Annotated in this window: 21 protein-coding genes, 2 tRNA genes and 1 pseudogene; 11 read left to right on the top strand and 13 right to left on the bottom strand. The window is 48.8% G+C overall.

Annotated features, from left to right (window positions below; translation table 11 throughout):
• The first annotated feature begins 628 nt into the window (after positions 1 to 628).
• The gene (locus C7B65_RS21835) at positions 629 to 1,000 is read left to right on the top strand and encodes a hypothetical protein (RefSeq protein ID WP_106254127.1); all 372 of its coding nucleotides are present in this window, start codon (positions 629 to 631) and stop codon (positions 998 to 1,000) included.
• A gap of 112 nt (positions 1,001 to 1,112) precedes the next feature.
• On the opposite strand, the gene C7B65_RS21840 is transcribed toward C7B65_RS21835, so the two are convergent.
• A complete protein-coding gene (locus tag C7B65_RS21840; RefSeq protein ID WP_073074768.1) occupies positions 1,113 to 2,729 on the bottom strand; it encodes a C39 family peptidase in 1,617 nt (538 codons plus the stop codon).
• A gap of 275 nt (positions 2,730 to 3,004) precedes the next feature.
• Positions 3,005 to 3,157 carry a hypothetical protein gene (locus C7B65_RS28065; protein ID WP_181314471.1) on the bottom strand — a complete coding sequence of 51 codons (153 nt, stop codon included), beginning with the start codon at positions 3,155 to 3,157 and terminating at the stop codon, positions 3,005 to 3,007.
• 44 nt (positions 3,158 to 3,201) lie between these two features.
• Here C7B65_RS28065 and C7B65_RS21845 point away from each other — a divergent pair, with 44 nt between their 5' ends.
• Entirely contained in the window at positions 3,202 to 4,839 is a 1,638-nt protein-coding gene (locus C7B65_RS21845) for an acetolactate synthase large subunit (protein ID WP_073074767.1), read from the top strand.
• Between the two features lie 242 nt (positions 4,840 to 5,081).
• Here C7B65_RS21845 and bioD read toward each other — a convergent pair whose 3' ends face one another.
• The 4 genes from bioD to C7B65_RS29375 form a co-directional block, all read right to left on the bottom strand.
• The gene (gene bioD, locus C7B65_RS21850; RefSeq protein WP_073074766.1) at positions 5,082 to 5,768 is read right to left on the bottom strand and encodes a dethiobiotin synthase; all 687 of its coding nucleotides are present in this window, start codon (positions 5,766 to 5,768) and stop codon (positions 5,082 to 5,084) included.
• Positions 5,769 to 5,795: 27 nt separating this feature from the next.
• Complete coding sequence (locus C7B65_RS21855; RefSeq protein WP_073074765.1) at positions 5,796 to 7,673, bottom strand: serine/threonine-protein kinase; 1,878 nt, start codon at positions 7,671 to 7,673, stop codon at positions 5,796 to 5,798.
• Positions 7,674 to 7,896: 223 nt separating this feature from the next.
• Positions 7,897 to 8,355 (bottom strand): GatB/YqeY domain-containing protein, encoded by a 459-nt coding sequence (locus tag C7B65_RS21860; protein ID WP_073074764.1) that lies wholly within the window; start codon positions 8,353 to 8,355, stop codon positions 7,897 to 7,899.
• A gap of 38 nt (positions 8,356 to 8,393) precedes the next feature.
• Positions 8,394 to 8,528: a hypothetical protein gene (locus C7B65_RS29375; RefSeq protein ID WP_262983568.1), complete on the bottom strand. Its 135-nt coding sequence runs from the start codon at positions 8,526 to 8,528 to the stop codon at positions 8,394 to 8,396.
• 335 nt (positions 8,529 to 8,863) lie between these two features.
• Here C7B65_RS29375 and C7B65_RS21870 point away from each other — a divergent pair, with 335 nt between their 5' ends.
• The 4 genes from C7B65_RS21870 to C7B65_RS21885 all read left to right on the top strand — a co-directional run bounded on the left by C7B65_RS21870 (position 8,864) and on the right by C7B65_RS21885 (position 13,825).
• Positions 8,864 to 9,856 carry a ribose-phosphate pyrophosphokinase gene (locus C7B65_RS21870; RefSeq protein ID WP_073074761.1) on the top strand — a complete coding sequence of 331 codons (993 nt, stop codon included), beginning with the start codon at positions 8,864 to 8,866 and terminating at the stop codon, positions 9,854 to 9,856.
• 417 nt (positions 9,857 to 10,273) lie between these two features.
• Positions 10,274 to 10,735 carry a tRNA (cytidine(34)-2'-O)-methyltransferase gene (locus tag C7B65_RS21875; RefSeq protein ID WP_073074760.1) on the top strand — a complete coding sequence of 154 codons (462 nt, stop codon included), beginning with the start codon at positions 10,274 to 10,276 and terminating at the stop codon, positions 10,733 to 10,735.
• 912 nt (positions 10,736 to 11,647) lie between these two features.
• Positions 11,648 to 13,633 carry a peptidoglycan DD-metalloendopeptidase family protein gene (locus C7B65_RS21880; RefSeq protein ID WP_181314472.1) on the top strand — a complete coding sequence of 662 codons (1,986 nt, stop codon included), beginning with the start codon at positions 11,648 to 11,650 and terminating at the stop codon, positions 13,631 to 13,633.
• A 119-nt stretch (positions 13,634 to 13,752) separates the two neighbouring features.
• Positions 13,753 to 13,825: transfer RNA gene (locus C7B65_RS21885), tRNA-Met, on the top strand.
• A 302-nt stretch (positions 13,826 to 14,127) separates the two neighbouring features.
• On the opposite strand, the gene C7B65_RS28070 is transcribed toward C7B65_RS21885, so the two are convergent.
• Positions 14,128 to 14,340, bottom strand: a complete 213-nt coding sequence (locus C7B65_RS28070; protein WP_073074757.1) for a hypothetical protein — start codon at positions 14,338 to 14,340, stop codon at positions 14,128 to 14,130.
• A gap of 252 nt (positions 14,341 to 14,592) precedes the next feature.
• Between C7B65_RS28070 and tnpA the strand changes: the two are divergent.
• Positions 14,593 to 15,028 (top strand): annotated as a pseudogene (gene tnpA / locus C7B65_RS21895) (IS200/IS605 family transposase).
• 50 nt (positions 15,029 to 15,078) lie between these two features.
• Positions 15,079 to 15,234, top strand: coding sequence for a hypothetical protein (locus C7B65_RS21900; RefSeq protein WP_181314473.1), 156 nt, complete (start codon positions 15,079 to 15,081; stop codon positions 15,232 to 15,234).
• Positions 15,235 to 16,156: 922 nt separating this feature from the next.
• Here the strand turns inward: C7B65_RS21900 and C7B65_RS21910 are convergent.
• Positions 16,157 to 16,228 (bottom strand) — tRNA-Val (locus C7B65_RS21910).
• Positions 16,229 to 16,467: 239 nt separating this feature from the next.
• Here C7B65_RS21910 and C7B65_RS21915 point away from each other — a divergent pair.
• Positions 16,468 to 17,538 (top strand): ParM/StbA family protein, encoded by a 1,071-nt coding sequence (locus C7B65_RS21915; RefSeq protein WP_073074756.1) that lies wholly within the window; start codon positions 16,468 to 16,470, stop codon positions 17,536 to 17,538.
• Entirely contained in the window at positions 17,520 to 17,765 is a 246-nt protein-coding gene (locus C7B65_RS21920) for a hypothetical protein (protein WP_073074755.1), read from the top strand. The genes C7B65_RS21915 and C7B65_RS21920 overlap by 19 nt, the downstream gene beginning before the upstream one ends.
• 238 nt (positions 17,766 to 18,003) lie before the next feature.
• Here C7B65_RS21920 and radC read toward each other — a convergent pair whose 3' ends face one another.
• Positions 18,004 to 18,735 (bottom strand): RadC family protein, encoded by a 732-nt coding sequence (gene radC / locus C7B65_RS21925; RefSeq protein ID WP_073074754.1) that lies wholly within the window; start codon positions 18,733 to 18,735, stop codon positions 18,004 to 18,006.
• A 153-nt stretch (positions 18,736 to 18,888) separates the two neighbouring features.
• Here radC and C7B65_RS21930 point away from each other — a divergent pair, with 153 nt between their 5' ends.
• The gene (locus tag C7B65_RS21930; protein ID WP_073074753.1) at positions 18,889 to 19,782 is read left to right on the top strand and encodes a peptidoglycan-binding domain-containing protein; all 894 of its coding nucleotides are present in this window, start codon (positions 18,889 to 18,891) and stop codon (positions 19,780 to 19,782) included.
• A gap of 169 nt (positions 19,783 to 19,951) precedes the next feature.
• Here C7B65_RS21930 and C7B65_RS21935 read toward each other — a convergent pair whose 3' ends face one another.
• The 4 genes from C7B65_RS21935 to C7B65_RS21950 all read right to left on the bottom strand — a co-directional run bounded on the left by C7B65_RS21935 (position 19,952) and on the right by C7B65_RS21950 (position 25,369).
• Positions 19,952 to 20,791 carry a nitrate ABC transporter ATP-binding protein gene (locus C7B65_RS21935; protein WP_073074772.1) on the bottom strand — a complete coding sequence of 280 codons (840 nt, stop codon included), beginning with the start codon at positions 20,789 to 20,791 and terminating at the stop codon, positions 19,952 to 19,954.
• A 181-nt stretch (positions 20,792 to 20,972) separates the two neighbouring features.
• Positions 20,973 to 22,976, bottom strand: coding sequence for an ABC transporter ATP-binding/substrate-binding protein (locus C7B65_RS21940; protein WP_073074752.1), 2,004 nt, complete (start codon positions 22,974 to 22,976; stop codon positions 20,973 to 20,975).
• Between the two features lie 128 nt (positions 22,977 to 23,104).
• The gene (gene ntrB, locus C7B65_RS21945) at positions 23,105 to 23,950 is read right to left on the bottom strand and encodes a nitrate ABC transporter permease (protein ID WP_073074751.1); all 846 of its coding nucleotides are present in this window, start codon (positions 23,948 to 23,950) and stop codon (positions 23,105 to 23,107) included.
• Positions 23,951 to 24,016: 66 nt separating this feature from the next.
• Entirely contained in the window at positions 24,017 to 25,369 is a 1,353-nt protein-coding gene (locus C7B65_RS21950; RefSeq protein WP_073074750.1) for a CmpA/NrtA family ABC transporter substrate-binding protein, read from the bottom strand.
• Between the last annotated feature and the right edge of the window lie 624 nt (positions 25,370 to 25,993).

Consider the following 25,993-nt stretch of genomic DNA (forward strand, 5'->3'; position numbering starts at 1 on the left):
TGCCTGAACACTGACAGGGAAGGGCTTTTGAAGTCCTTCCAACTCCCCCGAACGACTTCGAGTCGCACGTCTAACTAGTATTTCTGCCGTTTGGACTCCTGCCAATCGGCATAACACCCTTTATAGGAGAATTATGCCGTGTGGAAGCCGGATAACTCCTACTTTTTAAGGTTCTATACGGAATCTTCACAGGATAACTCCTCTATTTGGGTAGTTATACCGAGGACTTTCAAATTTTCCTTTCTAGAACTGGGAAAACTCTGCTTCCCTACCTCTTAAAATGAACACGCCATTATGCTGGGTCGATCGGACTCCTGCTATCCCACGATCGAAACCCTTGAAATAACCATTAGACCTTCTAGCATTCCAAAAAGCAAAAAACTCCTGTAGAATACATCGCAGTGATGGAGTTGTGCCCCGGAAATCTGATCTGGACAATCAGACTCCGAGGACTTCCATCCCTAGTTACACCAACTAACTCAGGAGGCGTTCATGATTGTACACCGTCAGCTTTGCTATGGGATCTTGAAAGGCTGGAATCAAGATCCTGCATACATTCTTTACCCACACGGAATATCTGAGAAATCAGTGTTTTTGTCCTCTTTGAATTAACCGAGAGGACAAAAATATGGGAGTTAGGACGATCGTGCCTAGCTCGATTTCGTTCACTGTTGAGTTACGTTGCTCAATTGAAAAACGTTATCGAGTTAATGTTACTTTGGATTTGCAAGAGCGTTACATCTTCCTCTCGCCTGGCATTCTCGTGAATGTGAGCGACAGCATTGAAGATTTCGTTTCACAACTGAGTGAGATTGCGTCCAATCAACTGGCATTGTTCAAATGGGATGGCATGAGTGATTTGACGACTGAATATCAAATTGTTCGAGTGTTGCCCGGTTATCAAGTTGAACGTTCTTTAGTGAAATTCAACATTGTTCTGGGTGATGGTTCACTCATTCAAGTGGAGGAGTTACACAACAAAACTACGATTCAACTGTAGGAAGTTAGGGAGTCGGCATAGATCCGGTGAAGTTCTCTACCTCACAGCAGGTTCACAACCCAGTACTTCATGTTCACGCGGCTCCCTAACATCAAACTATGAACGTCGATCGCTACTTAGAAATAAAGTGTGCCCACACTCCGCCATCCGGGCCAGCCACTTCATCGACATAGCTATAAGGATATAGACGCTTACGACCCTCAGTGTTAGAGTAACCAGACATCGCATCGCCCCAAGGGTCATTCACAATGTAGCCCTGGGAGGTAAACCCGATCGCCGTGATAATGTGTCCCCCGTGCGTAAACAGCCCGCATAAAACGACAGGACGACCATTGGTCAGTTCTTCTTTAACTTCTTGCCAGGTGCGGTTGACGCTAAAGCTGGGCTTAAAGCCATAGGACTGAACCAGTTGCGAAAGGACATTGTGATTCGTTTGAGCACCTTCTCCGCCTTTGTTGAGACACCACTGCAAGAGTTCATCTTCTAGCTGACCGCCGTTTTTAGCGCGAATGCCGTAATAGTAAAAGACCATCGCGATCGAGGTAACATTACACGTTGCCCAGTAATAGCGCGGATTATCTCGCTGAGAGAAGTAAGGCACATTAATCTCAACCGTCGGCGGAATCGGATTAAACGGTTTACCGCCGCGTTTCATCTGCACAAAACTCGGAAAAACAAAGCCCGTATTGCCAAATCCTGGCAACTCTTCGGTGAGCGAAACCTTGATATGTCCGCCTTGAATCGCATAACTAGACACGCCATACAATGTTCCAGCCGTGAAACTTGTTCGCTCTGAAGCTTGTAGCTGCGAAGAATCAATGGGACGCTTTTTGAAAATCGTAGGCGTGAGCGCTGTCACCGTCAAAGCATCTGAGTCATAAGGAATCGATTTGCCGTTGCGCTTAACTTGAGCAAATTTCCAATAGACAAATCCGGTGTCGCCAAAACCTGCGATCGGTTCAGCCAACTTGACGCGAAAATGTCCGTTCACACACGCATAGCCTGTGATGGCGTAGGTTTGTCCCGCCACTGCATTAATCTTCTGATTGGCGGCGAGGGTTGAAGAATCTCCTAACTTTGCTTTGAGAATCGTCGTGGTGTTGATCACCAACTGAGCCGTCACCGAGACATTAGGAACGTCTTCAAGGTTAAAGCGAAAGATTTGAGTGCCTTTGCTGAGTTGAACGTGACTATCGTAGAAATAGCCAAAATTGCCGATCGGAGCAATCGTTTCGCCCAACTCTAGCTTGACGTGACCATCGATCGAGCCATAGCGATTAACGCTAAATGTCTGTCCGGCTTTGACCAAAACTTTCTGCTGATCGGTGAGTGTCGATGAATCAGCCGGAGCCGCTTTAAAGAACGTATCTTGTAAAACTTTGAGCGTTAAAGATTGCCCGATCGTCAGCGGGTCACTGCTCACCGTAATATAAAAAACCCGATTTTCAATCATTTTACCCGCGCTATCAACACCTTTCAAACGCAGCCATCGCGATCCTGCCGTAGAAAATCCATTGGGCATTGTCACCTGCCAGGTTCCGTTACTGGTTGTGACATTGAGCGGAAATTTATCTTCGGCAGACAGCGTAACCTGAGCGATGCGCGTTGCGTCATAAGTGCCTTTCAGCGTCACAGGTTTGTTGATCAAAACCTCTTTAGGGCCTGAATAAGTTGGAGGAGCCGTGACCCCTGGTGATGAGAGGGTGCTAGTCGCGGTTGGATCGGTCATAGGAGTCGCCCCGAATAGAGTGAACAGTGCCGCAAAAATATCTTTGAAAAACGGCTTGAGTATGCAGTTTCGCGAGACTATTGCTCGACGATCGAGCCAGGAATTCTAACAATTTAGCTCAATTGTTCAAGCCTGACTCATCTAAGAGAGAATGCTCTCGCTCTAAATCAAACTTAAGAACTTCATGAAGTTGCTTCACTAAAAAACGTCTCAACTCCAGAAAGAAATTAGAAGGGAGCATCTGCAAAATGTTAAGAAAGGATTTAGCGATTATCTTAAAAGTCAAGCGGGTAGAGGAACACAGGCGCACGATCGCCCAACACCCAACGTTTCCCTTTCATCCGTCCACTATCGTAGTCTAAAGGGGCAACGCCGACTAAAGTCGCAATCTGTTGATTCGTGAGTTGTCCCAATTCATCAAATCTCATGACCCACCTTAATCGCTTTTCCCGAAAGGTAGACTAGGAGCAAAATGAACACGGCTGAACTATTGATTCGATGCCTAGAAAATGAGGGCGTAAAATACATTTTTGGGCTACCCGGTGAAGAAAATCTTCACGTTTTGGAATCCCTTGAGAATTCCTCTATTCAATTCATCACCACTCGTCATGAGCAGGGCGCAGCCTTCATGGCAGATGTCTATGGGCGCTTGACCGGATGTGCGGGAGTGTGTCTCTCGACGCTCGGCCCAGGGGCGACTAATTTGATGACTGGGGTGGCAGACGCAAACCTCGATCGGGCCCCACTCGTCGCGATCACCGGGCAAGTTGGCACCGATCGCATGCACATCGAGTCTCATCAATATCTCGATCTGGTGGCGATGTTTGCCCCCGTCACTAAATGGAATGCTCAGATCGTTCGCCCTAGCAACACCTCAGAGATTGTGCGGAGGGCATTCAAAATTGCTCAGACCGAAAACCCCGGTGCTGTTCACATTGATTTGCCTGAAAATATTGCCGCGATGCTCGTTGAAGGCAAACCATTAACGACGGGCGCGATCGAAAAAACCTACGCTTCGTTTCACAGTATTGAGAAAGCCGCGATCGCGATTGCCGAAGCAAAAAATCCGTTAATTCTGGTGGGGAATGGGGCGATTCGCGATCGTGCCAGTGAGATGGTGACTAAGTTTGCGACTCAACTCAATATTCCGGTTGCTAACACTTTTATGGGCAAAGGCGTGATTCCTTACACTCATCCTTTAGCGCTATGGGCAGTTGGTTTACAGCAACGTGACTATATTAGCTGTGGCTTTGATCAGGCTGATTTGGTGATCGCGATCGGCTATGACTTGATTGAATATTCGCCCAAAAAGTGGAACCCTAACGCCGATATTCCGATCGTGCATATCAGTGTCACCCCGGCTCAGATTGACAGCAGCTATATTCCGATCGCCGAAGTGGTGGGAAATATCTCAGATGCGCTGCAAGAGATTTTAAATCGTGTCGATCGTGCAGGCAAACCCGAACCGTATGCGTTAGAGCTTCGGGCTGAAATTCGGGCTGACTATGCTCAATATGCTGGTGATGATGGCTTCCCAATCAAGCCGCAAAAGCTGATTTATGATCTGCGGCAAGTCATGGGGCCTGACGATATCGTGATTTCAGACGTGGGAGCGCACAAGATGTGGATGGCGCGTCACTATCACTGTCATCGTCCCAACACTTGCATTATTTCTAATGGGTTTGCGGCAATGGGCATTGCAATTCCGGGTGCGATCGCTGCCAAGCTGGTGCATCCCCAACATAAAGTAGTTGCGGTCACGGGCGACGGTGGTTTTATGATGAACTGTCAAGAATTAGAAACTGCGCTCAGAATCGGAACGGCATTCGTCACGATTATCTTTAACGACGGCGGCTATGGGCTGATCGAATGGAAACAAGAAAACCATTTTGGACATTCTTCATTCATTAAATTTGGCAATCCTGATTTTGTAAAATTTGCCGAAAGTATGGGTTTGAAAGGATATCGAATCGAGTCCTGTGCTGACTTAATTCCGACCTTAAAAGAAGCGCTGGCTCAGGATGTCCCGGCGGTGATTGACTGCCCGATCGACTATCGAGAAAATCTCCGATTTACTCAACGCGCTGGCGATTTAACTTGTAAAATTTAGCCTTTAGGATCGTGGATTAAATAACCTGTCAACCTTGTCATCAACCCTCTTGATTCGTCCTGGCTGAGATCTTCGCCCCCTAAATCCCCCATTCTGGGGGACTTTGAAACCGGGAATCTTGGCTCAAAGTCCCCATCAACGGGGGATTTAGGGGGCAGAAGCCGCTGAGAACGAAGCCATCAACGAAATTATGTACACTCTAGTTGAGTACGAGAAGTTGCCCCTTAAAAAATCCACGTTCCTTAATGACTCACTGGCATCAATTTCTCTAAATCTAAGTCAGCGGCAACTTGAGCGAGTTTTGTCAGATCGGTTGGATCAGATAAAAAAGGAATCAGTCCTAAAACAGGAACATGGGTCAGCGACTCGATCAAGTCCGCAGGTGCCCAGTCTTCAATCTCCTGCTCAGAGCAAGGCTTGACACAATTGAGAACAATGCCCTTGAGATGAACGCGGCACGATCGGGCTAAAGCAACATTGGCAACTGCTTGCCCGATCGCGCCCAACTTCACAGGCACTACTAACACCGTTGCGATCCGCCAATCCCAGGCTAAATCTGCCACAGTGGTTTCTCTGGTGATTGGTGAACCCAACCCGCCCAACGATTCCACTAAAACCCAGTCTCGTTTTTGGCGCAGTGCCTCAAAACTCTGCCAAACCTTTTCTAGTTTGACGCGCTTCCCTTCTTTTTCAGCCGCTAAGGGAGGCGCGATCGGCGCTTCAAAATAGAGTGGGTTTAACTCCTCTAAGGTTTGATCCAACGAGAAAAGACGACTGTAGAGTTCACGATCGCCCGTTCCAGTCTGAAGCGGTTTCATCACGCCGAGCGATCGGGGTTTGCAATAAGCCTGCCAATAGGCCACGAGCGCACTCGTTAGAACGGTCTTTCCAACGTCGGTGTCAGTTCCGGTAATCAATAATGCGTTCAAACAAAGCTACTCAAAACTTCTCCTACTTTACCGAATATTGACATCAAACTGAAAGTCGGTGTCTTGACTGGCAATCACATCAATCTGATAATCACCGCTTCTAGACAGTTGACCCTGCCAGTTGACGACCCCAGAAGAATCTTCTACTAATCTCCCGTTCGGATAGCGAATTGCCAGAGTTGCCGCACCTGAATTGAGTTGCACACTCAAGGTCTGACCTTGTTGGGCACTCACCAAATAGCGCCGAATCACCGATGGAGTCGTTTGACCGTTGACCTGCGTCCCCGTTTGCCCTGCTGGAAAGCTAACTCGCTCAGTTTGAACGGTAGGAGTGACACTAGGCGAAGGAGTTGGGGTTGGCGTTGGCGGAACGGGAGCGGGCGCTGCTTGTAGATTGACATCAAGCTTATAGTCTGTTTTGGAAATTCCTTGTACGGTTCTGAGTTGAATCGTGTAATCGCCCGTGAATGGCAGTTCGCCATCCCAGCGAGAGACGCGACTCGCCCGATCGTCCACTGGGTCTCTTTGATTGGGTGCCAACACACTCAGCAATACTCCCTCACTAGATAGCGCCGCACTCAGCGTCTGTCCCTGTTGCCCTGGCACCACAAAGTTTAGAGTTTCATTGGCTTTCAACGTGCCATTCCTAGATGCATTTTCGCCCGGTGCTAGATTAAGACGCTGTTTATAAGTGACAGGCTCACTGCTGGGGCTAGGAGACGGCGACGGACGAACGCTCGGCGTAGTAGTTGGGCTAGGAGACACGACGATCGTCTGACTCGGCGTGGGCGTGGGCGTAGACGGATTCATCAGAGCACGCACCAAAGTCCAAGAACCCAGACCCGTTAGCAACACTAACCCGGTGCCGATCGCGCCCACTGCCCAAGGGTCATCCCACAGAGAGCTACGAGTCGGAATCGTCGGATCCGAGCGAGTGAGATTAGTCGGCGTGGTGGTCGGATCGATATCTGCACGTCGCCCCACCGCCATAGTATCCATGCTTGAAGGCGGTGGCTGCTGGGGCTGAGTGGCAATGGGTGGGGGCGTTTGCGGCACTGGCGTGACATTGGGCGGAAACTGAAGCGCCTGAAGAACGTCTTGAGAAGATTGATAGCGATCGGTCGTGCGGTAGCTCAACATCCGATTGATCACCATCCCAAACCCTGGAGTGACGGTGACTAATCGCTGCCAGCGCCAAGTCATCGTGGTTTCATCAAACAATTCTTGTGGCTCTCGCCCGGTGAGCAACACTACGGCAGTCACCGCCAACGCATAGAGATCACTGTTGGGATAGGCGCGCCCCGTCTGCATTTGCTCAGTCGGCGCATAGCCCAACTTGCCGACGGTCGTTGATTGTCTAACCGTATCGGGAGACTGAATCCGAGTTGCCAGTTCTTTGACTACGCCAAAATCGATTAAGACGGGGAGGCGATCGCTCTGCCGCAGCATAATATTATCGGGCGCAATGTCACGATGAATAATGCCCTTACCGTGAATGTAGGACAGCACTGGCAACACCTGCTGCAAAATCTGAATCACCTCGGCTTCTGAGAAGACATAGCCCTGAGTTTTGCGTTCGTCGAGGAGGGTGCGATAGGTTTTGCCCTCGACATAATCTTGCACAAGAAAAAATCGCTGGTCTTGCTCAAACGTTGCCCTAAACTGCGGAATTTGCGGATGCTGAATCTGATAGAGAATCTGAGCTTCTCGCTGAAACAGTTCTTTAGATTTGTCTAGCGCATAGGCGTTGTCTTGCGGCGGAAGCAATTCTTTGAGGGCGCACAGTTCGTTAAATCGTCCCTGATCTTCTGCTAAATAAGTCCGACCGAATCCTCCTTGTCCTAAGATGCTCAAGACGCGATAACGGTTCTGCAAAATAGCTCCGGTAGGAATAGCGGTTTGCATAGTAGATTCAATCACTCACGTTTCAATAATGTTAGACAGGTAGAGGGCATCTTGAGTTTCAGACCCGGTTGACTCAATGACTTGACCCGATGATTCCAGTCTAAAGTTTACCGTCCAAATCAAAACACGCTGCACTCCCCTTCATATTCTGGCAGTGCAGGGTCGGGAGTAGCTACAGCTTGTAGGGCACAGGCTACGGATTGCGACTAATAATGTAGAGGCTCTAGCGACTCAACTTAGATTTAACGAATTCTTGAACTTTTCTGCCGTCGGTTTTGCCCTTCAACTGCTGCATGGCGGCACCCATGACTTTGCCCATATCTTTTGCAGAGGTTGCCCCAACTTGAGCAATAATGTCGTCAATCGCCTGAGAAACTTCAGCGTCAGAGAGCTGCTGCGGCAAAAATTCTTCTACGATCGCCAACTCTTGCGCTTCTTGCTGGGCCAGATCACTGCGTCCAGCGTTTTGGTATTGCTCGATCGAGTCTCGACGCTGCTTTGCAACTTGCACCAATACTTCGGTTTCCTGTGCTTCTGTTAGATCAGTTTGCCCCAACGGACGAACGCTCACCTCTTTCTCTAGCAGCCCTTTCTTAATACTTCGCAACGTTTCTAGCCGCACTTTATCTTTAGACTTCATTGCCGCTTGAATGCCTCCAGTGATCGTGTCTTTCAGGCTCATACGAGATATTTCCTTTTTCTTGGGGATCTCAAGATAACTCAAACGAAGTTAGCAGAGTAGCCGATTTTTTGGGCGCTAACGATCGATAGGTGATCTTTAACGATCGGCAAACTGGCTAATTGTTGGCTTCTAAATACCTGATTCTTAGAAGCGTATTCGTTGACTAAAATCAATTTGTTTTCTCTTAAAGTCCTCGCCAAGATTTTTCTTTGAAGCATCACAAATCTTGGTCGCAGTTGATGACTGGGTTTAACGATCGTAGAAGATATTAAATTCAGTTTGGCTCATTAATTGTGAAACTGATTAGCCGCTCTGCTAATGACTCTATTCATCTGTCAGATGATGATTGCTGCGACTAGAACGATGGCTCCACAAAAGACTCAGTCTTTGTCAAAAGTTATTTCAAGTTTTATTGCCATTAATAAAAACTGTAGATTGTCAAGATTCAGGAGGACGTTTCTAAGCCTCAATGATAAGATTGCGATGAACGCGCGTTCGAGGGCTTAGTGTGATCCGTTCTGCAACGTTAACTGCTCCTGCTGCTTTTCCAGCAGTTCCTGACAATAATCGTCTCCGACTACTTTCTGGCTCGGCGAATGTTGCCCTTTCGCAAGAAGTTGCCCGCTACCTGGGAATGGATTTGGGACCCATGGTGCGAAAACGGTTTGCGGATGGGGAGCTTTATATTCAGCTTCAAGAATCGATTCGAGGCTGCGATGTCTACTTGATTCAGCCGACTTGTCGCCCAGTCAACGACCATCTGATGGAATTAATGATCATGGTCGATGCCTGTCGGCGGGCTTCGGCGCGGCAGATTACGGCAGTGATTCCTTATTATGGCTATGCGAGAGCCGATCGTAAAACCGCAGGTCGTGAATCGATTACGGCAAAATTGGCGGCTAACCTGATCACCCAGGCGGGTGCAAGTCGCATTCTGGCGATGGATCTGCACGCTGCTCAAATTCAGGGTTATTTTGATATTCCGCTCGATCATGTCTACGGTTCACCCATCTTGATCAACTATCTAGCCAATAAACAGCTTCCTGACATTGTGGTGGTGTCGCCCGATGTGGGTGGGGTTGCCCGTGCCAGAGCCTTTGCCAAAAAACTAAATGACGCGCCTCTGGCAATTATTGATAAGCGTCGTCAGGCACACAACGTTGCAGAAGTGATGAATGTGATTGGAGACGTGCGCGGCAAAACTGCCGTGTTAGTCGATGACATGATCGACACGGCGGGCACGATTACGGAGGCTGCTAAAATTTTGCGCCAGCAAGGAGCGCGGCAAGTCTACGCCTGTGCAACTCATGCGGTGTTTTCTCCGCCTGCGATCGAGCGGCTCTCAAGCGGTTGCCTTGAAGAAGTCATCGTGACAAACACGATCCCGGTTGCCGAAGCAGACCGCTTTCCCCAACTCACCGTTCTCTCGGTGGCCAATCTATTAGGCGAAACCATTTGGCGGATTCATGAAGATACGTCAGTCAGCAGCATGTTTCGCTAAACCTCACGAGTGAGCATTTTATCAGGGGTCAGTTGTCTCTAGGTTGGCAACTGACCCTTGATTGTCTTGACGGGATCATCAATTTTTAGCCGCTCCCTTTCTGCACGGACATGGCACTGCCGTGTCCTCCTGCAAATCTGTCGCGTCAATCAAATGGGACTCACTCAGCCATCTGATTGATTGTCCTACGTAAAGGCCGGATTAGCAGAAGCGTCTGCTATGGCTTTATCCTGCGTAAAATCAAGGAGTTCTCACAAAATTGCAGTTTTAATCTATCTGGAGGCTGATGCCGTTCATATATGAAAATATCTAATCATTCAGATCAGTTTTCTCGCTGATTAAGAAAAGATATGATTCGTGCGGTTTCGCTAATTTTCTGATCTAGCTTCTACTGAACGCAAAAATATCTTGCCCGCTATGCTCCGAGTTGTTCTTGTTTATCCTCAAATCCCGCCCAATACGGGCAACATCGCTCGTACCTGCGCGGCTACTGGCACCGAATTGCATCTCGTCGGGCCATTAGGGTTTGAGATTAGCGATCGCTATCTTAAACGCGCTGGGCTAGACTATTGGCCCTATGTCAACCTGCATTACCATCCCTCTCTGCAAGACTTTCAGACATTTCACCAACAGCAAGGTGGGCGATGGGTGGGCTTCAGCACTTCAGGAAGCTGTAGCTATATTCAGTTTCAGTATGCTGACGGAGATTGGCTATTATTTGGCAGCGAGACTCAGGGGCTTCCGCCTGATGTGTTATCTCTGTGTTCTACCGTGGTTCGCATTCCCATGAATCAGCCTAACGTCCGCAGCTTAAATCTCTCTGTCAGTGCCGCTGTTGGTTTGTTTGAAGCCCGCCGCCAGTTAGGCTATTTAGAGTAGGAAAAGAGGGCTGATGGGCTTCTCGATGAGGAGGGTGAAAAAAGGGCTTAAGCCTTTACTCTAAAAGACTTATAGCTTCCTTAAAGGCAGCAGCACTGCATATATATAGCAGCACTGCATCTATATATATGTATCTATTTATTGGCAAAGCCGTGTTGGAGAAATGACACCTGTTCGCCTTGAAAGATAGTTCGCTCAGAAAGCGCTTCCTTAACATAACCGTAGGTCTTTAGATAAGTTATCTAGAATACTGAATTGCAACGGTTCAATAAGAAATTTGTATATGAATATAAAAACCTTCTAAATAGGGCTGTAACTTAGCCTTTGACCTTAAATGGTTTACCTGCTTGACGACTCGTAACCCTACAGGAAAGCACTCTAGAGAGATTGCGTGAGCTTATGCCAGGTTCGTCTTTCCCACTCAAAGTTGGTCTCGCCTACATGATTCTACGGTTGATGGTTGAGCCACCTTTGCCCTAACTTCAGGTCATTGCATGCTGATAAATGCTGACTTGATGAGGAATTTGTGATTGGTTTAGGCATTTTTGAGCAGATTCTCATGCGTCTCGACTAAACATGAATTTTTGGCGAGTCATCTCTGCTCTGATGTTGCAATCTTCGCAGAGTAGGTTAAACTCCTGTTTGGATTTGTCCATGTCGGACGACTGCCAGTTCCCTGTCACGATAAGTTGACATTGGCTAAGAGAATCTGTTATCGGTTTAAGGCAACTCGATCGTTTAATTTTGTTGAATGATGTGAACTTGTCTAAATCGAAAAAGCAGGGTAATCTTGCCTAAGTGTATTTACCGAATGTGATCTCGATCGCTTTTCGGAGCAGCAATGATCACTGACAAATGGTGAATTCAATGGCTCAAGGACAGTTAAACGCTGGTCATTTAGGAGGTCGTTTTTTGAAACGAGCATTCCCGCAACAAGAATCAAATCCTGTTCCGTTCTCTGTCACCGACGATGGTGCCTTGACCGAACAGCCTAAGCAAACGCTCCCTGATGCAAACCGCCGGGTTCGCACTTCCGCCGCTATGATTGGGCTTGCTGCCATCTCAATGGGTGCTTATAGCCTACTCGCTCCGCAGCAAGGTGATGCCGCAGTCGCCGCCGAGCCTGTAGCCACAGAGCCTATTCTTCCAACCGTTTCTAACTCACCCGATGTTGCAGTGATTTCCACTGCACCCGAAGTTCCCACTGCAACGACTGTCTCGACCATTCCAACCGTTGAGCATACGGTTCAAGAGGGTCAGACGCTCTGGAAGATCGCCAAGTTTTACAAGGTTGACATCAATCGGCTTGCGATCGCAAACAAACTGCGCTCTAACGCTGTGCTATACGTGGGGCAGGTTTTGGAAGTTCCTGGAGAGGGGCAATCTGCTCAATTTCCTGCCAGCCAAGAAATCGCTAAATCAGAATCGAGTGGTGAGGTCGCGATTTCGCCAGCCGAGCCTGTTGCCATCGTCGCTTCCAGTGAGCCAAAGGCTTATGCTCCCCAAGAGGCTCAACAATTGCTCAAGTCTCGTCAAGATGTTGCAGTGGCAAACCTGAAGCAACAACGGGATCGCTTGAAGCTAAGTCTGGCGGAGTTGAAGTCTGAGGAGTCTAAGAACGCATCAAAGCCCGCTCAAGCCGACCTTCAGAAGCCTGAAGCAGTCGGGTTAGTGAGCTATCAGGTCAGCCCAGGAGATACTCTGACCGCGATCGCTCAAACTCACGGCATCTCCTACTCAGAGCTAGCTAAAATCAACCAACTGACGAACCCCAATCTGCTTGAGGTCAACCAGTCTATCAAGGTTCCTCAAGCCCAATCTGCCTTGGCTCCCCAATCTGCGGCCCCGGTGCAGGCAGCATCTCTGCCTCTTGAGAAAAAGGCTGCTTCAGCGTCGCTACCGACGGTGCCCAGCCTGACGATCGCGAATAGCCCAGCGCCTGTGGCTCTACCCACTAATCAAGCTGACATTCCCTTAGGAATTGGCGGGGATGCTTCTCAGTTTGCGCTAAACCCTGCTCGATCGCGGGGGCGGTCTTCTTTCACGGGTAGCCAAGCACCTGTGAACGATCGTCAAGATGATAGTCAGCAATACGTGAGCAGCCTGGTTTCTGAAATTGTCAAACTGCGTGAGAAATACCAGTCGAAACCAGTCAGTTTTCGGGCTAGACATCAAACGCCCGCTCGTGCTCAGGCTCCGGTTCCTGCTTCGCTGTCTTTGAGAAACGCACGTCGCGTCAACCCAGAGTTTAAGCCAAGCCGCAACTTAGAAAGTCTACAGGCAGAGCTTCGGAGCTTGCAAAGCGCTCGCAAAACTGCATCTGGCTCTCAAACTAAGCTGGATGCCCTTGTTGCAGATGCCCCTAAGCCCAAGCCTCAACTTGTCGCAATAGCTCCCGCCGGGTCAGAAACCTATGCCCCTCTAGTGCGCTCCTCGGTGGGCAAAATGGTTTCGCCTGGTCTGCCCCCTTTGGGCAAACCAGACGCATATTTGCCAAGCAATAATGGCAAGTTTAATGGCTATATCTGGCCTGCAAAAGGAATGCTGACATCAGGTTACGGCTGGCGCTGGGGACGAATGCACAAAGGAATCGATATCGCGGCTCCGGTTGGAACACCTGTTGTTTCTGCAGCCCCTGGTAAAGTCATCACTGCAGGATGGAATGATGGCGGCTACGGCAACCTGGTTGAAGTGCAACATGCTGACGGAAGTGTGACCCTTTATGGTCACAACAGCCGCATTCTGGTAAAGGTAGGTCAAGCCGTTGCTCAAGGTCAGCAGATCGCTGAGATGGGGAGCACAGGCTATAGCACGGGTCCTCACTCTCACTTTGAAGTTCACCTCCCAGGCCGGGGTGCCGTCAACCCAGTTGCTCATCTGCCGCAGTTCCGAGGATAATTTCCTCTGTTTGTTATCTTTTGTGAGGAGCTTTATGGCTCCTCATTTTTGTCCGCTAGAAATCAATGTAGATTTCTAGCCTGCATTTGTGGTACTCTATTAAATACGATAAAAAGTTTGGCTCAGTAGCTCAGTGGTTAGAGCAGGGGACTCATAAGCCCAAGGTCGCAGGTTCAAATCCCGCTTGAGCCATTTTCTAGATAAAATAGAATATCCCGTAACGCCCATTTAGTAGGGGTTACGGGAATTTTGCTGTTTTGAGACACCCTGTAACACCCTTCAATACCCTCTACTTTTTAGTCACATTTTAGGCAAATGATTGAAGGAAGATTGGCACAGGCTAACGGGCGGCTGAAAGCATCAAACGTAGGTGTCAGCATCAAGGCAAGAGGAAATCGGCTTCACCTCAGAGCAACTTTTCCCCCTAAACCAGACTCAGATAGAGAAGCCGTCTCAGCAACGTCTGATGCTGAGGAGCGATCGCCCCTTGCTCCCTATCTCATCTCAGGAGAAATCTCTAGAGCCTGCTCGCAGCGTTTAAGGTGCCATCGGTAGGTCGGTCTAGCAGCTTGTGGACGGGCGATGTTTCTCCAGTAAATATTTTCTTTCAGGAGTCCTTCACGACGAAGTTTCCAGAGAGGCTCGTCACCGAATCCCAATGCTTTACAAACTACGCCCGTTGGCACCCAATCAGAGGTTCTACTCATTTGCACCTCCCCATAGATCCAGTTGCACGTATTTTCTAGCCTCTACGATCTGCTTCCATTCACGTTCTAGAAAGATAGTCAGGTTCACGAATTCCCCTAGAGATAGGGAATAGCGCGATCGTTGCCACTTCTTAAACAGTTCATTGTCCCAGTACGCTAGTTGAAACTACCCACTTTAGTGGGAGACTTTAGTTGCTGCTCAGTTCCCGACGGCTTGAGCGGGGTGACATGGTAGGTTTGAGAAAAACCATCATGACAGAACAGCGACGAGGCAGTCATACCGTAACTCGGTTAACGGTAGATCTGGTGTGGGTGACAAAGAATCGATATCCGGTGCTCAAAGGGGAGATCCAGAAACGGTGCCGAGAACTGATTATGCAGATTTGTGATGCGGAAGACGTGAAGATCCTGAAAGGGGTCGTGAGCAAGGATCATGTGCATATGCATATAGAGTATCCCCCCTCTAAGAGTATTAGTGATCTAATCCGGCGGATTAAAGGGCGAAGGTCACGGTTATTGCAACAAGAGTATCCAGAGTTGCAGAAGCGATGTTGGGGGAAGCACTTTTGGGCAATTGGGTATGGGGCATCAAGTACGGGAAATTTAATGGAGGAACTGGTACAGGAGTATCTTAGAGCATCATCGGCACCCGTCCAATCAGGATCACGACACTTTCTTACTCGAATGAGTTAACTTGGGCTTTCAGCCCTTGAGGAACCTATGCACTGAAAGTGCATAGTGGTTCATTTCAATACCAGTTTTACCGCCCTCAATTTGGCGAAGCTCGACGTGCAGCACCAGCACCAGGGTCAAGACCCATTGGTGTTCTCGATGGCAAGCGTCAAACGCCGGGCCCTCAATCACCATCTACTCGAACGATTTATTGTCAACTAGACTTGGAGCCGAGTGTGATTAAATCTCATCCCAACTACTCAACCCTTTGTGATTACGGCACTATCGCCGCCTAAAACTGTCCGGAGTGTTGCTACGAAAAGAATACATTTTTGAGGTGTGCTGCGATCGCCGTCAACTTCAAACCTTTCAAGTTTTTTTGAACGATTGGCAAACGTACAGTTCAGATAAGAATAAATATCCGATTACCTTATTCGCATTTCGATCTGCTGCTTTAATCTGGCGGCAATCCACAGAGAACGGGATTTCTAAACTTCAGCCTTACTTAAAATGTACAGTAGACCACAAGCGCTTATCTGCTAAGGGAGCCGAACCTAGAGCGGAGGAAATTGCGAAGGTTCGCAAAAACTCGCAAATTATAAGGCGAAACAGCAAGGTGGAGAAGAGCTAACGGAGGATCAGCAGACAGATCTCAAGAAAACGAGAAGTCAACGAGCAGGTCTCAATTATCCCTACCCACGTCCCTCTAATGTGGAATTTGTCTGCACGCTGAAGCTGCCTAGCTAGGACAAATAGCTCATTCTTGAAGTATGCGTTGAAGCTATCTAAGAGTACAGACTATACGAGTCAAATAAGCCATTCGTTCTCCGTTCAAAATTCTCGAATACCCTGGTATCAATAATGGTGGATAGAAAGGCGCACTTCCTTCGCATGCAGAGAATTTGAGAGGCGATTTACCTCCTTCAAGGTTTAGCTGATAGGTGTAGAGACCCGGTCTTTGCTGTTTATTCTTTAACAAGAGCCTTAAAGAACTAGTTTTTTATCAGTGAGAATAGCCTCAAAATCTTGGGAAATAGCCCGAAGCATCCGAGAGGTAACCCTTCCGAATTATTCCCTGACAAGAGCTATAGAAAACTGACAAATAGCTCTGAAAGATACACTTGAACTGCATTCTTGAACCGTATGGGCGATACTGGATTTGAACCAGTGACCCCTTCCGTGTGAAGGAAGTGCGCTACCACTGTGCTAATCGCCCGGATGTGTGAGCTATTAAACTTTTCTAAAAAAGCTATTTCTACACTTTCATTACTATATCACTTCTAATCGCGTGTTCTGCAAAAGACTCTCAGCGCTCTTCATGAGAGAGTCTCAAACTAATTAGTTGACACTTCATCTCAATTCTTTTATAGTACCTGTGTACTAACTGGGTGAATCTGAACGCAATCGGGGACATATAATCGCAGCCCTTCACGCATCAGTATAAAGGAGAAGCCAATGACCAGTGTAGAAACCAGACAGGTAAAAGCTAAAAAAGAAACGACGATCGCCCAACCAGATTCTCCTGAAGTGGAATCACCCGTTCGCTCTGCTCCAACTCGATCGCTGGCGCTAGATGGTGGAAATTATGATCTAAAGTTTTGGGATGGGACTGGGGTTCCGAAGGCAATTCGCTCCATTCGATTTCAGGTTCCGCAGGGTCGAGATCCGGTGCGCTACTCCGATAGTTCTCCTCTGATTGAGTTGCCCGACGGCAGCCGCTATCACTTTGGCACACAGGCCTATAAATATCGCAGACAGCAGCAAACTGTGGTTGAAAATAAGGTTGACTTGGCACGGCTGCATCTTTATGCCTGTCTAGAAGCAGACAGAGCCGCCGAAGATCTTTGCCAGTTTCACCTGCAACTCCATGTCTCAACCCCCGAACCTGCTAAAAGTCAGGAGTCTCTGCGATCGCAACTGATGGGCGTACACGAGTTTAAGCGCAACGGCATTCCCTTTCGGGTGACGGTCGATCAAGTTGAGATTGAGCGAGAAGGCTTGGGTTCGTACCGCTACGCGCAGCGGCTAGGGCTGATTGCAGAGAGTGGCTATACGATCGTCGTGGATATTGGCGGTGGCACCTGGATCACTCGCTTGATGGATGCCGAAGGTGACGTGATTGACGAAAACGTCATGGATCGCGGCGGAGCTTATGAACTGGCGACCGCAATCAGTTTTGATAAGCGATTATCAAATCTTTTGGGAACGACGGCTGACCCCGCGATCGTCATGGATGGGTTTAAAACTGGACACAATTACGCGGATACGGGGTTGTCTTGGTCGTTGTGGCTCGATGACTATCTCGACCCGTGGTTTAAAGGCATCTTTCAGACTATCAAAGCTCAATACACGCCATATATGGCGCGGGTGACGCGGTTTTTGGTGACGGGTGGTAGCTCTCATCTGATTACGGAGCGGTTGGCAGGTCGCAAGCTATTTGCGGTCATGCCCGAACCTCAGTTTGCAAATGTTCGCGGTCTATTTCCCATTAATGAAGGATTGCAGCTATGTATGACAACAAAGTGAGACTCAGCGAAGACGTGTTAGAAAAGGCAGAAATGATTGCCTCAGAGTGGGGCTTGAAGAATGCGAGAGCCGCGATCGAAGCCGTTTTTCGCAAGTATGCCGATGATTATTTATACGGTCGAACCAACTTTGGAGGCGGAGGAGAGACGATCGTGCCCTTTAGACAGGTGAATTCGTCGAATGAGTGTGACGCGCTAGATGAATTAGACGAATTGTTGGGAATTTAGCCAGGTTTCAGGGAACAGCTTGATCCCTGAAACCCTCCATCACTTTAAAAGTTAGCTGAAATCTTGCAGCATTCTTAGTCAGCCCGCTGACCCGCCCTGAACTGAAGTTCGGGCTGAGGGTAGCAAGTCCGTTTCAACGGACTAAAAGCGAGTCCCCGCCAGTTCTTCAGTTCAGGGCGGCACAATGCTATGAACCACGGGTTCTCATCGTCCAGATGCCACAGGTGAAAGATCTCAGTTAAGCTTCCTGGGGCAGTTCGTCCCACAAAGAGGTGGTTTGGTGCAGACTAAGATGATTTCCGTTACCTAGAATTAGGTGGTCTAGTAACGGAATTCCTAGAAACTGGGCACCTGCAAGGAGTTGGCGAGTCAGGGAAATGTCTTCAGGGCTGGGTTCGACATTGCCAGATGGGTGGTTGTGGGCAACGATCACACGAGTTGCCCCTTGACGAATCACTTCTCTAAAAATGTCGCGAGGATGGGCGAGGGTCTCTGTGGCAGTGCCGATCGTAATGATCTGCGTCCCAATTAAACGGTGTTTGGTGTCGAGCAGCAGCACTGCAAAGCGCTCTTGGGGTTGCCACATGAGATCGTTGCTCAACGCCGCCGCCGCCACTGCGGGGTCATCAATTATGGTTTTTTCGGGCGGTCGAGATTGATAGACGCGTTTGCCAAGCTCGATCGCGGCTAAAATCGTGGTTGCTTTCGCTGGGCCAACCCCCGAAATTTTGGTCAATTCTTGAATGCTGACTTCTCGCAAAACGCCGAGTGGGTCGCGCTGGTGCTGGCTCAATTCCTGCAACATAAATTGCCCTAGCCCGACCGCCGAAAGCTTTCCGGCTCCCTGCCCGGTGCCCAATAAGATGGCAATGAGTTCTGCTGTAGAGAGAATTTTGGAACCTTGCGCCATCAACCGTTCGCGGGGTCGTTCGCTCATAGGCAGATCGGCGATTCTCAGACTGTAGGTCATGATTGGACTCAGGGCGTTGATTCGGTGGAATACATTGAGTAATCCCTGAGTGGAGGGAAAAGCGACAAAAACAATTGCAAACGCTACTTACGCATTGCATTCGCTCCAGAATCGAGTAGATTCTCTTATAGGTTGATTTAAGGGAAGTGTGAGATGTTGAATCGATTGAATGGCGCGATCGCGACTGTGCTTGTGATTGCTGCTTGGGTTGCGGGGGGGCAGTCAGCGTGGGCAGTTCGCAGTCAAAACTATACGCCTGACCAGTTTGTGTCGGTGCTGTTTGGGTTCGGGTATCCCGTCACGCCAGGGACTCCGTTAATCGATGTCAGAGTTCAGCAAGCGATTCGAGATTTTCAGACGCAATATCGGTTGCCTGTTGATGGCACTCTAAATGCCCCAACGCAAGATAAGGCAGCGAGTTTGGTGAGCGACTTGCAGACAAATCTCAACCGCGCTATGCAGCCTAGCCCGCAGCTACCTGGCAGCCAGTTTTATGGAGCGCAAACTAAAAATGCGGTGGCGTTATTTCAGCGCCAAAATAAGTTGCCTGAAACGGGGATTGCCACACTGGAAACCTATCAAAGACTGCAAGATATTATCAGCGATGCGATTCCGCTGCCGGGGCAACCCACGACTCCGATTGCTCCAACGGCTCCGCCCGTAAGTTCGGTTCCGATCGGAACGCTCTATAACGAAACTGATTTTCGAGCCGTGCTTTTGGGGTTAGGCTATGACGTGAACCCGGCTAAACCGCTTAACGATGCGCCTGCTGTTCGGGCGATTCGAGACTTTCAGCAGCGATATGGTTTGTCAGAAACTGGGAGAGCCGATCAACCGACTCAGGAGAAAGCGGCGATCGTGGTTAGAAATCTCAGAAATAATTTGAAAACCGTATTGCGAAATAATTTATCGATCTTTCCGTTTTATGATGACGTGACACAAGCCTCAGTGCGGCAGTTTCAGACACAGGCAGGTTTGCGAGTCGATGGAATTGCCACTCAAACCGTTCGCGCTCAATTAGATGCGACAGCCAGGCGGGTGAGGTAATTTCGGGCATTGCTGTAGGGGCAATCCCCCGTGTTGCCCTCCGTCAGGGGTAGGCACGGGGGCGCGACCCCTACAGCAATTTCATTTCCATGAGCCACGATCCTAAAAAAAGCGCTGCCGACTGACCCAATCAGCAACGCCATCGCGAACCCACTCATTGCAAAGACGACTATTCGGTGTCGTCGTGGGCAAATCGGTTATAGAGGAAATCTAACGCGTAGTTCCGCAGCTTATAATATTCAGGGGCTTCCATGATCCGCGCCCGATCGCGGGGGCGACGAAACGGAATGTCTAACACTTCGCCAATGTCAGCCGCAGGGCCGTTGGTCATCATCACTAAGCGATCGGCGAGAAATAACGCTTCGTCAATGTCATGGGTAATCATCAAAACCGTACAGCGATGATCGTTCCAGATTTTGAGGAGTTCTTCTTGCAGTTCTTCTTTGGTGATGGCATCCAGTGCGCCAAAGGGTTCATCTAAGATCAGCACTTCAGGGCGAATCGCTAACGCCCGTGCGATCGCTACTCGCTGCTTCATGCCGCCCGAAATCTGCGGTGGCTTTTTCTCCATTGAGTCTGCCAGACCGACCATTGCCAGATGTTCTTTGACAATGCGCGTTTTCTCAGCTTTAGACTTTTCGGGATACACCGAATTCACGCCCAAATAGACATTCTCAAATACACTTAGCCAGGGCAACAGGGCATATCCCTGAAAAACCACCATGCGATCGGGCCCCGGTTTGATGATCGGTTTGCCTTGCAGTCGTACTTCCCCCTCAGTCGGGTGAGAAAACCCACTGACCATATTCAGCAGCGTTGATTTACCGCAGCCAGAGTGACCAATGACGCAAATAAATTCGCCTTGATGAACGGTGAGGTTTACGTCTTTAAGAACGGTGTAACTGCCATCTTTAGTAGGATAGACCTTAGAGACGCGATCGACGACCAGAAAGGGAGTCTGATTAGCAGAAGAATCAGCAGCCTGTAAATTTTGAATTGCTGTAGTCATTGCCATTTGCGTTGCTGTTAACGTTTGTATCCACGAAAAATATGTAGGGGCATGACATTGCCGTGCCCTCCATATTGCCGTGCTGAATAGCGGGATGATTTAGGTAGGGGCAATCCCCCCGTGGTTGCCCTCCGTCAGGGGTAGGCACGGGGGATTGCCCCTACAGCCACATCGCCTCCGATTAAGCCGATCGCGCCAGAGGTTTCTCGATCGCAACTTCTGCCATATAAATATCGTGTTTGATTTTGAGATTGTTGAGATATTCGATCGGGTCATCGGCACTAAAGTTGACCCCATCAAATAGTTGAATCGCGCCTCGACTGTAAGTGAGATCTGACAGCCCTAACTCTCGTGCAGCAATGCTAAACACATTAACTTTGCTGACTCGCTCTAAAATCTCGACCCAGTTGCGAGGAAACGGAATTTCGCCCCAGCGCGCCATCTGCGTCATCATCCACAAATGCTCGGTGCGACTGGGACGGTTGACCCCTTGCCCATAAAACTGGTGGTGAGCATATTCTTTAGGCGACGGGCGAAGATCGCAGGTTCGATTATTAGGGTCGCCGAGTTGAATGAAGTCCAATTCACAGCTTAAATATTCGCCGCGTGAAAGAATTTCGCGAATCTCATCATGATTGGCTTCATCGGTGCAATAACGACACGCTTCTAACAGCGCTTTCACGAGCGCCACATGCGTGTTGGGATAGGCGTTTGCCCAATCTTCTCGCACTCCCAAAACTTTGCCAGGATGACCATTCCAGATCTCTAAATCAGTGGCGATCGTATAGCCAATTCCCTCAACTGCCGCGCGAATATTCCACGGTTCGCCAACACAATAGCCATCAATGCTGCCTGCTTGTAGGTTAGCGACCATTTGAGCCGGGGGCAACGTCGTAATCGAGATGTCACTATCAGGATTAATTCCACCTGCTGCCAGCCAATAGCGCAGCAATAAATTGTGCATTGACGCAGGATGCACTACACCGAAGATATGCTGTTTATCAGCCGTGTCTAACAGCATTCGCTTCAGATCATCTAACGTGTGAATGCCCTGATCATAAAAGCGTTTATCAAGCGTAATCGCATTCCCGTTGCGAGTGAGTGTGAGGGCACTAACGATCGGAATCGATTTGCCATCCATGCCGCCGACGGTCATCCAAACGGGCATCCCCGACGGCATCTGAGCCGCATCGAGATAGCCGCCTGCAATGCCATCCTGAATGCCGCGCCAGCTTGATTCGCGCACCAGATGCACTTCGTCTAAGCCGTGGTGAGCAAAGAATCCTTTTTCTTGGGCGATCGCTAACGGCGCACAGGCCACGAGAGGGACAAAGCCAATCTCTAGATTGATTTTCTCTAACCCGTGACGCGCTACAGCGGCCGTCTTTCTAGCACGCAGTTTTTTAATTTGCTTTTGCTGATTGAGAAAGTAAATAATTTCGCTGCGATAGCTGTAGTAATTGGGATGACTAATTACCTCCATTCGCTTGCGAGGTCGAGGAATCTCAATGTCTAAAATCTGACCGATTTTAGATTCGGGCCCGTTGGTGAGCATGACGACGCGATCGGACAACAAGATCGCCTCGTCAACATCGTGCGTCACCATCACAGTAGTGACGTGATTTTCTTCGCAGATTTCCATCAGCTTTTCTTGCAGGTTGCCACGAGTCAGGGCATCGAGTGCGCCAAACGGCTCGTCGAGCAGCAAAAGTTTGGGTTTGATGGCAAAGGCACGGGCGATCGCGACTCGCTGCTTCATGCCGCCAGAGAGTTGATCAGGTGGCTTATCTGCCGCGTGGCGCAGCCCTACCATGTCGATGTGATGTTCGATAATTTCACTGCGTTCGGCAGCAGGCAGATGTCCCAAAACATTCTTAACTGCCAGCTCGATGTTTTGCCGAACGCTCATCCACGGCAGCAGCGAATAGTTTTGAAACACGACCATGCGATCGGGCCCCGGCTTGAGCACTTCTTCGTCTTCTAACATCACCACTCCATCAGTGGGCAAGTCTAGCCCAGCAATCATGTTGAGCAAGGTCGATTTGCCGCAACCAGAGTGACCAATGAGAGAAATAAATTCGCCTTTTTTGATCTCTAAATCAATCCCTTTGAGCGCGATGTAGGTATCGCCATCGGCAAGGGGAAACACTTTTTCAACGTTTTCAACCGCAACAAAATGAGTCATGGCAAGGTTACACCAATTCGATTTGTAAATGTGACAGATTCGCGAGAGGGCACGGCAGTGCCATGTCCATACAAAAGGGGCGCAAGGTGGTGTAGGGGCATGGCATACCGGGCCCTCTTACGATCGTTCTAGCGTTGGCCGCTCGGCAAAATTAGCATTTGAAGGCGCTCCATCATTTTGTCGAGTAGCCAGCCCACCAAACCGATGTAAACCAGTGCCAAAATGATTTCGCTGACTTGGTTGTTTTGGTAAGCGTTCCAGATAAAAAAGCCAATGCCGACGATGCCAGACATCACGATTTCGGCGGCGATGATCGCTAACCAGGCTAGCCCGATCGAGATCCGCAATCCGGTAAAAATATAGGGCAGCGCAGCCGGAAAGAGAATCTTAAAGAAATACTCTGATTTTGGAAGCTGCAACACTTGTGCAACGTTGTTGTAATCAGCAGGAATCTGTCTAACGCCAACAGCCGTGTTAATGAGAATGGGCCAGAGCGCAGTGATGAAAATAACAAATATGGCAGAAGGCTGGTTTTGTTGCAGAGCGGCAAGCGCGATCGGAACCCAAGCCAAAGGCGGAACCGTTCGCAGAATTTGAAAAATCGGATCAAGGGATTTAGCCACTCGCTGGTTCATACCGACGACAATGCCCAGACTAATGCCAACGATCGCGGCGAGAGAATACCCGATCGCGACTCGCTGCAAGCTAGACATGACCTGCCAAAACAGTCCTTTGTCAGTGCCGCCGTTATTGTAGAAGGGATAGGCAATCAGAGGCATCCAGGTTTCTTGCACAACTCGCACGGGGGTCGGAAGCGTCGTTAACCCCGGAATTGAAGCCAAGACTTGCCAGATAGCGAGCAAAATAATCAGCGCAATCAGCGGCGAAACGATGTCATCCAGCCGCTGCATCAGCTTTGAGTTAACGGGCTTGCGGGTAGAAGTAGTTGGGGTGCGTTTTTGAGCGAGGGTCATGAACTGTCTCCTAAATTCGGGTTCGATGAAGGGTGAGAAGGATTCGCATTGAGGGTTTCAGACGGACTACACTTTCTTAATCTTCAAGCTGTCTAAATAAGCTTGAGGATTTGCCGGATCAAACTTGATGCCGTCGAAGAATTCTTCAACGCCGCGAGACGTGCTGGTGGGAATATCTGCCGCCGCAATGCCCATTTCTTGAGCCGCCTGTTTCCAGATATCTTCGCGGTTGACTTGATCGATTAGCGTCTTGGCGTTGGTTAATGTTTCTTTGGGCAAAAAGCCCCAGCGCACGCTTTCGGTTAAGAACCAGAGATCATGGCTCTTATAGGGATAAGACACACTGCCCTTGCTGTCTTTCCAATAAAGAACAGCCATTGACTTGTCATCGATCGTGCGTTCGCCCAGATTATATTTACCCATTAGCGGCTCTAACAGAACGTTCTCTGGCACGTTGAAGTATTCTCGCTTCGACAGGATTTTGGCAAGCTCTGCCCGATTATCAAAATTGTCACACCACTGTTGTGCCTCCATGATTCCTTTGAGAATCGCTCGTGTTGCTTTTGGGTGTTTGTCAACCCAATCTTTTCGGATTGCCAAATATTCTTCGGGGTGTGCTTTCCAGATTTCTGCGGTCAAGGCGGCGACGAATCCTATTTTGTCTGCCACGATGCGATTAGGCCATGGATCTCCGGTGCTAAAAGCATCCATCGCGCCGCGCTTCATGTCTGCAACCGTTTGCGCGGTAGGCACCGTGAGCAATTCCACTTCTGTGTCTGGGTCGATCCCGCCTGCGGCAAGCCAATAGCGAATCCAGAAATCTTGATTTGATCTAGGAAACGTGTAAGCCGCTTTAAATCGAGCGCCGCCTGACTTGAGGTTGTTAAAAAAAGCAACTTGTTCGTTGAGTTTTAATCCGATGCCTTTGCCGATGTGTTTGTTGGCGATCGCAATCCCATTTCCCTGCGTGTTTAGCTGCGCGAGAACATACATAGGGATTTTTGTATTGTCAGTAATCAACCCTTCTGAAATCAGATAGGGCATAGGCATCTGCCACTGTCCGCCGTCAATGCCGCCACCCGCCGAGCCAATTTTGACATTATCTCTGGCAGCGCCCCAGTTTGCCTGCTTATCGACCTTCAGATCGACCATGCCATATTTAGCAAAAAAGCCTTTCTCTTTAGCGATGATGATAGGAGCTGACTCGACGATCGGAAGATAGCCCAATTTTGCTGTCGTCACTTCTGGCTCTTCGCCGGCCTTCACGCTCGCAACGGGGCTGGCACCTGGCGAAGATGCTGGGCTGCTCGCAGTGTCAGGAGGATTTCCTAAGCAGCCTTTGAGCAAAATAGAGCCTGCCGCCGTTGCGCTGACTGCTACCAGAAACTTGCGCCGAGACAAGGGTGAAAACTCCGTCATGATCCTCTCCTTTTGATAGTGCGATCGTGTGCCTGGTGAATGCGTTTCACAAGGTAAAAAAGGGCGAACAGCAATTTCCGAGAGGGAAATCCCATCGAAAATTGAGTCGAAAATTAGGGTTAAGAAATATCGTTCAAATTGATAAATCAATGACCTTAATAATCATTGATTCAAAGCAATGATTAGCATTGACAGTGCCAATCAGTTCATTGCCTATAATTTAGTTAACTGAACGCTTCAAAATAAGATTACTGTTCAACTGTCTGAAAGTAAAGCGAAATTCTATGGATGACCAAAGAATTACCCAATAGAATCTATAAGTAAATCTTTGGCTATCGCGTAACCCTTTGCTAGAAGTAAGTTTCAGGAATTAAAAGATTGATATTCTTAATCAATTTTCGTTACATTTCTAAATTTATTAATCAACTTCTAATGGTGAATAGATAAATATAGATGCAGATCAATTGATATTAGTAATGGTTTAAGCAACGCTTGTTTAATGAATAGAGAGAAGTCAATGCCAACGATTTATAAGACTAATGGGTGTTCAAAAGTGATTAGAGAATGTCTGAAAAGTAAGTCCGTGTCTTCTCAGCATTCTTGATTTTCAATGCTAATGATTGA

The sequence above is a fragment of the Phormidesmis priestleyi ULC007 genome, from assembly GCF_003003695.1.
Classification (GTDB): Bacteria; Cyanobacteriota; Cyanobacteriia; order Leptolyngbyales; family Leptolyngbyaceae; genus Phormidesmis_A; species Phormidesmis_A priestleyi_A.

Excerpts from the sequence above, each read along its gene's own strand:
- C7B65_RS21835 (WP_106254127.1), top strand. The coding sequence starts at position 629 with ATGGGAGTTAGGACGATCGTGCCTAGCTCGATTTCGTTCACTGTTGAG.
- C7B65_RS21840 (WP_073074768.1), bottom strand. The coding sequence starts at position 2,729 with ATGACCGATCCAACCGCGACTAGCACCCTCTCATCACCAGGGGTCACG.
- C7B65_RS28065 (WP_181314471.1), bottom strand. The coding sequence starts at position 3,157 with ATGAGATTTGATGAATTGGGACAACTCACGAATCAACAGATTGCGACT.
- C7B65_RS21845 (WP_073074767.1), top strand. The coding sequence starts at position 3,202 with ATGAACACGGCTGAACTATTGATTCGATGCCTAGAAAATGAGGGCGTA.
- C7B65_RS21855 (WP_073074765.1), bottom strand. The coding sequence starts at position 7,673 with ATGCAAACCGCTATTCCTACCGGAGCTATTTTGCAGAACCGTTATCGC.
- C7B65_RS21860 (WP_073074764.1), bottom strand. The coding sequence starts at position 8,355 with ATGAGCCTGAAAGACACGATCACTGGAGGCATTCAAGCGGCAATGAAG.
- C7B65_RS21875 (WP_073074760.1), top strand. The coding sequence starts at position 10,274 with ATGCTCCGAGTTGTTCTTGTTTATCCTCAAATCCCGCCCAATACGGGC.
- C7B65_RS28070 (WP_073074757.1), bottom strand. The coding sequence starts at position 14,340 with ATGAGTAGAACCTCTGATTGGGTGCCAACGGGCGTAGTTTGTAAAGCA.
- C7B65_RS21915 (WP_073074756.1), top strand. The coding sequence starts at position 16,468 with ATGACCAGTGTAGAAACCAGACAGGTAAAAGCTAAAAAAGAAACGACG.
- C7B65_RS21920 (WP_073074755.1), top strand. The coding sequence starts at position 17,520 with ATGTATGACAACAAAGTGAGACTCAGCGAAGACGTGTTAGAAAAGGCA.
- radC (WP_073074754.1), bottom strand. The coding sequence starts at position 18,735 with ATGACCTACAGTCTGAGAATCGCCGATCTGCCTATGAGCGAACGACCC.
- C7B65_RS21930 (WP_073074753.1), top strand. The coding sequence starts at position 18,889 with ATGTTGAATCGATTGAATGGCGCGATCGCGACTGTGCTTGTGATTGCT.
- C7B65_RS21935 (WP_073074772.1), bottom strand. The coding sequence starts at position 20,791 with ATGACTACAGCAATTCAAAATTTACAGGCTGCTGATTCTTCTGCTAAT.
- C7B65_RS21940 (WP_073074752.1), bottom strand. The coding sequence starts at position 22,976 with ATGACTCATTTTGTTGCGGTTGAAAACGTTGAAAAAGTGTTTCCCCTT.
- ntrB (WP_073074751.1), bottom strand. The coding sequence starts at position 23,950 with ATGACCCTCGCTCAAAAACGCACCCCAACTACTTCTACCCGCAAGCCC.
- C7B65_RS21950 (WP_073074750.1), bottom strand. The coding sequence starts at position 25,369 with ATGACGGAGTTTTCACCCTTGTCTCGGCGCAAGTTTCTGGTAGCAGTC.